This window comes from Pseudanabaena sp. CCNP1317, from assembly GCF_034931345.1.
GTDB lineage: Bacteria > Cyanobacteriota > Cyanobacteriia > Pseudanabaenales > Pseudanabaenaceae > Pseudanabaena > Pseudanabaena galeata.
Map to the genome: position 1 here is coordinate 1 of NZ_JAYGIF010000080.1, position 5942 is coordinate 5942.

4 protein-coding genes are annotated in these 5942 nt (G+C 40.1%); 2 read left to right on the top strand and 2 right to left on the bottom strand.

The genetic code is table 11. The features are described from left to right. Nucleotides 1-110 precede the first annotated feature (110 nt). Together VB775_RS15495 and VB775_RS15500 are read left to right on the top strand one after the other, a co-directional pair. Complete coding sequence (locus VB775_RS15495) at nt 111-368, top strand: hypothetical protein (RefSeq protein WP_281009875.1); 258 nt, start codon at nt 111-113, stop codon at nt 366-368. A gap of 522 nt (nt 369-890) precedes the next feature. Continuing rightward, on the top strand, nt 891-4091 hold the full coding sequence (locus VB775_RS15500; RefSeq protein ID WP_281009874.1) for a hypothetical protein: 3201 nt from the start codon (nt 891-893) through the stop codon (nt 4089-4091). Nucleotides 4092-4127: 36 nt separating this feature from the next. On the opposite strand, the gene VB775_RS15505 is transcribed toward VB775_RS15500, so the two are convergent. Together VB775_RS15505 and VB775_RS15510 are read right to left on the bottom strand one after the other, a co-directional pair. Further along, on the bottom strand, nt 4128-4607 hold the full coding sequence (locus VB775_RS15505; protein ID WP_281009873.1) for a hypothetical protein: 480 nt from the start codon (nt 4605-4607) through the stop codon (nt 4128-4130). Nucleotides 4608-4796: 189 nt separating this feature from the next. Next, nucleotides 4797-5570 (bottom strand): ParA family protein, encoded by a 774-nt coding sequence (locus tag VB775_RS15510; protein ID WP_281009872.1) that lies wholly within the window; start codon nt 5568-5570, stop codon nt 4797-4799. Nucleotides 5571-5942: the final 372 nt, after the last annotated feature.

The window sequence follows — 5942 nt, forward strand, 5'->3', positions numbered from 1 at the left end:
TTTCTTGTCAACCTTTTAGCTGGGTTGGTTGCTTATACATATCGAGAGACTAAACCTGCTTTAGATCTTCTCTTCAAAGGCTTACCTGCTCTTCCTCCTGCCATCTTTTAGTGCGTCGAACTCACGTTGGCTTAGATAACATACTCAAAAATCATTTTCCTGAACTCAATTCGCAGCAAGTGCTGACCGTTGGCGATAGTCCCAATGATGAGGCGATGTTTAATCCTGCAAAATTTCCCGTTTCGGTCGGTGTAGCAAATGTTCGCCATTATCAAGACAAAATGCTGCATTTACCCAAATACGTTACTCAAGCTTCTGAGTTTGCTGGCTTCCAAGAGTTAGCTCAGCTATTGCCAGCTCAAAAATAGTGTCGTAGATGACAGTATGTAAGTGAGACAAACCTATTCAGACTTTGATCTATGAAATTTTGATCTTTTTTTGATCTTTTATAGATCAGATCTAGAGCGATCGCTGTATGCTTAAATTGCAGTTTTTTATTTACAGGAGATTACTTAGTTAGTTTTCCCCTTCAAATACAAAAAAGCCAGTGACTACCACCTCACCAGCTTTCTTGTAAACCCGAAGGTTTTTAAATTAAATATCCGAAAATGGACAGATGTTGCTTTGAAGATGCAATTTTGTTCAGTGCTTCTTTATATCTTAACGCAAGATATAAGTTTAGCAATAGTTTTTGCTGCGAATTTTTAAAATTTTTTGCAAAAACCAATAACTGATTATTGAACTGAATTCAAAAAGTCTGTCTGTTTTCTGATTGAAGTCGCTACAACTCTTACAATCAGGACAACTTAGATGTTTTTAAATTTGCAACTCTTGCAGGAGCAGATCTTTTTTAAGATCGACCTTAGCAAGCTCATGGGAGGTCTAAAATAGTGATCTCCTTAAATAACCAGTATTCTTCCCGAAAGTTTTCACCAACTAAATCAAATAATCCTTGTCCGATCTGCGATGACATCACAGGTAAATGTCGAATTACCTCGGACAATCAAGATTTTGTTCTGTGTATGACCCATCCCAGTGATGCCGATCTGCCTGATTGGAAATATCTGGGTGAAACCAATGGCAGTTACTTTGCGGGTAAGTATGTTAGAAAGCGTCCTGAGTCTGAGTCGGAGCGGCAAGAGCGTCGTGACAGAAATTTAAAACTGCGGATGGCTCAACAAAAGGCAAAGCAAGATGGATTGGCTAATTTGCCTGATGCTGCTCAACGAGATCGCCTTTATCAAAATTATTTGCTGAAGCTAGTTTTAAATGATCTAGACAAGGCAGATTTACAGGGGCGTGGTTTAACCGAGTCAGCAATTATCAACTTAGGAGCAAAATCCTTAAAAGCTGGCTATATCTTGCCACTCCGTAATCCCCAAGGTCAAATTGTCGGTTCTCAAATCCGATTACGGGCTAATACATCGGGGCGATATCGCTGGCATAAACTTTTTGGCATGGCAACACATCAACGTAGTGGTGAGTTGCCACTTGCTTTTCATGGCAATTTGCAAGGTGTTCCCGCACGTATTATTTTAGTTGAAGGTACGGGAGTCAAACCCTATCTTGCTTCTAAATTGCGTAATTGTCCTGCCATTGGTGCTTCGGGTGGTCAGTTTGTGGCTAGCCAAAAAACTCTACTTGCCTATCTTGCAGATATTGGCGCAAATTCTGAGCAAACAAAACTGGAATATGCGATCGATGCAGGTGACATAGCTAATTCATCAGTAATGCGTCGCCATGAGAAAAATCTGGATTTCTTGGCTGACCTAGATTTTGCAGTTGATGTTCTCTGGTGGGGACAGTTTGCCAAAACAGATTGTGATATCGATGAGTTGTCTGATGGCTCAGATATTGAGTTATTGTCAGTTGAGAAGTTTTTTCAGATCGCCAATTATCAACCCAAAACGAAACTGTCACCTCTCCAATGGTTATCAGATAAGCTATTTCCTAAATCCAAGCCGAAAAGTGATGTCAAGCGATCGCCTGACACTGCACCTGACTATGAATATGCATCAGGGGAAAGATTAAAATCTTGGCAAAATTCTCTAGCAAACCATAAACATGTCCTCGATGCTTCGGCAACAGGAACAGGCAAAAGTCATGATGCTGGTTCGCTAAGTCCTGAGATGTTTGGTGATGGCATCGAGAAAATTATCTATATATATAGTGACTCTCGAAATGTCACCACGGCAACTTTGCAAGATTGGCAATTATTACCTGCCCGTCACAATGGCTTGACTAACAAGAAAGGCAAACTCCGCCTTGCTCAACATGGTGAAGCTCTTACCACCAGAGCTAATTGCTCTCGTACAGGGGCGATCGCGGCTCTAAAGAAAAAAGGGATCTCTGATACCCAAATTATTTGCGAGACTTGTCCTTTACTGAATGCTTGTCGTGGTAGTTCGGGTGATGGGTTTGGGTTTCGACATGAACGGGCGATCGCTTTTAACTCCAAGATTTTGCGCTCTCATCCCATGAGTTTGCCAAATCCCGATCAGTATGATTACTCGAAAACTTTGCTGGTATGGGAGGAAGTATCGGAAAGTTTATCCACAATGCGTCAGATTTCCGTTGATGCGGATGATATTGACAAGGCGATCGCTAAAATCTCCCGCACTAATTTAGAAAATAAACATCAAATTATTAACTTGCTGAATAAGCTGCATGATTTATTAGCCGACAAGTCTAAGTATGGTTTGAATTTCCAAAAAATTAAGACAGAGCTTCTTGAGCTTATTTCTAAAGTTGGCGATCTCACTTTGCTCGCTGATGTACTTCAACCTGATTTATCAATTCTCGATACGGTTAATGGCATTGCTGATTCTGAGTTTGAGCAGGCTAAAGGCAAAGATAAACGGGAACTGTCTCGGCTCAATGCTTTGCTGAAGCAAGAGACTACTCTGGGTTCTGTGGAAATTGAGCAGATGGTTAACCGTGATGTCTTGAAACAATGGCTGCCTGAATTTCTGGATATTCTGGCTGGCAAGATTTCACATGGCGATCTGCATATTCATCGAGGCAAACTGACCGTCTCTCTCCTTGATGCTCGTCTGCGTCATATTGCCCATCGCTCGGCGGCAAATCTTTATCTAGATGCCACAATTAGTGTTACTGACTTAAAGATGCGGTTGGCGGCAGATGTCCATCTAGTTAAGCAGTCAGGGATTTTTCCGATGCCGACTATTTTTCAAGTGACGGATATCGGACGCATGACCATGCAGCGTGGTGCTGAGCAACAAAGAAAGGCGGAGGCGATCGCTACTCATCTTAAAAATATTGATCCTTCGACAATGGTGATTGACTTTAAAAAGTTTGCGGACAATGCCGATGGAATTTGGTTCCGTGATTCTCGTGGCTCTAACGATTTTGCTGATGCAAAAACTCTTGTGGTGACAGGTACACCTTGCTCCAATATTGCGGCTCTTAAATCTGAGTATGTAGTATTAACAGGTTTGCATCCTGATGAGGATGATCTTGCTTTTGCTGAGTTTGTTGATCGCCACATCTTGGCTAATGTCCAGCAATGTTTTGGGCGCAAGTCGGGGCATCGCTTTCAGGATGGCGACCAGATTTATTTTTTGGCTGATTTTGATTTGGGGCAGATTCCCCATACCAAAATTGTCGCTAGTGACATTACACCTAAGGCGATGAGTAAATTAGAAATTCTCAAGTCTCAGATTACAAAACTAGCTCATGATGCTTTGGCTAAAGGTATTGATTTACTGTCTATGTCCCAAAGACAAAAAGCTGATTGGTTAGGGATTAAGTGGGGTCAGTTTCGGCGTAATTTTGAGTGGATCGATCCGCTATTAAAGTTTCTCTATAGCAATACGATCCAAAATTTAACTGAAAATATTGATATAGTGAATACGCGATCGCTTAATTCAAACGATCAAGACCTAGTTGAGTTTTGGGCTGGAGCGACAGAGATACTTTTGACTGATAATGCACCGATTCAATCAACTTTATTCGGAATTATCGAGTTCTTTGCCGCTTACATTCCGCAAGAGATTCATATGTGGGTAACAATGGCGTTATCAAATGAAATGCGTCTAAAATTATTTGGACTCATTTATGCAATTACATGATGCTGTTTTGGTATGCAGAACTTATCTTGATACCTTTTACTTGTTTGGCTTTGCCGTAGTTCTACCCTCAATCATGGTGATTAAACGACGCAGTTTGCCAGCTCGTTTACGATCATCATATCGACGCTTTGCCTCTGCCACTATTTTTTTCATCGTCGATGGATTAGAGGAAGCATGAATCCAAGAGGCTTCCAGAAATACCTCAATGGTGATCCGATTTTCTTTGCAATAGCGTGTTAAGACTTGATCGACTTCTTTTTCCAAAACAATCGCCGAGTGTCGGATTGTTTCTGGAATTTTGGCTAGCTCTGCTTTGAGTTCGCCTAGAGTATCTTGGGTATTGTCATAAATAGCTTTAGTGGCTACATCAGAAGCTAGAACTTCCTCAAATATCTGCATATTTGTGGATATATCTGTATCTACTGATTGTACTCCAGTGATGAGAGAGTCATCTCTGGTAGCTACCGCAGGTCGTTGGCGGTTTTGGCGAATACGGTCTAAAACGCTGTCAGACATAGTATTTAAGTGTTTAGATAATTAATGTGATTGTTAAATTTATGTTTTTACTAAAATCAAAAAAGCTAAAAAGATAAAATTAGCTTTTTATATGTTGAAACTTAACTGTAACATAAGAGTTGCTAAATTCTTATGTTACAAAAATAAAAAGGTAAAAAGCCAAATAAATAAAATTAGCTTTTTACCTTTTTATTTAACTAAAGTTTTGATCTTGTCAATTAAAACTTCAAAGGGATATTCCAAGTCGCTGTAGCCCATTTCGCCCAAAGTAGATCGACGGTTGATGGCTTGCTTGTATCGTTCGGATTCGCGAATTGAAGGAAGAATAAAACTTTCTCCCACTTCTTCTCGCATCCCATCGACAGCCGAGCGGCTCTCTTGGGTTTGAGTTTTGCCAATCCAACGATCGCGAAAGGGGAGTACTCCCATAACCTGAGCATTTGTAGCTCCAACATCTTGGAGAGTTTTCAGTAAATCCAATGTTCTGACCAAAGAGCCATAGCCTTTAACTGAAGCCTCAGCAGGAATGATTAGGGCATCGGCAGCTCCTAAAACAGTGAGACAGATTTGAGAGCGTTGAGGTGGGGCATCAATAATACAAACTTTAAAAGCATCAGCAACGGGTTCAATTCGCCGCTTCAAGAGGGTAGCACCTACGCCACTATTCGAGAGGTAGTCTTGTACTGTATCAAGTTGGTCATCGGCAGGAATTAGAAATAAATTGTCGTTACCTTCGCTAGGGTAAATACCGTCTTCTGCGGAAACAGATTTTTTTAATAATTCTAGTAAAGTTGGCTGATTTCCTTGGAGGTCTAAGTCCATGTAGGTAGTTAAGTTATGTTGTGGGTCAGCATCAATTAACAAGGTTGGATAACCTTGACGTGAGAGTAGGCGACCCAACATTAGTGAGGCGGTAGTTTTGCCTTGTCCTCCACTGAGAGAGGCGATCGCGATCGTTAGCATAGATATTAATTTTTAATTTAATTAGACTTTATCAAAAATATAATTAAATTAAAAGATTTTTTAGTAAAAAGCTAAATTTAGCTTTTTACTAAAAAATCTTTTAATTTAATTATCAGTGGGTAAGTGCTGCGATTCTCTAGTTGGATAGCATTCTGGCAAAGAAAACACCTTGCTGATTACAGTAAGTTATAAAAAATAAAAAGCTTAAAGGATAAAAAGCTAAATTTAACTTTTTATCTTTTTATACTAAGTACAGGACAAAAATTTAATGGAGTTGAAGAAAGCCTCGGAATTGAGATGGATGTCAAAGATGATATGACGCAGAAAATCAAAACCAAGACGAAAAATGCTTTTAGGTAAGCGACCGTGCTT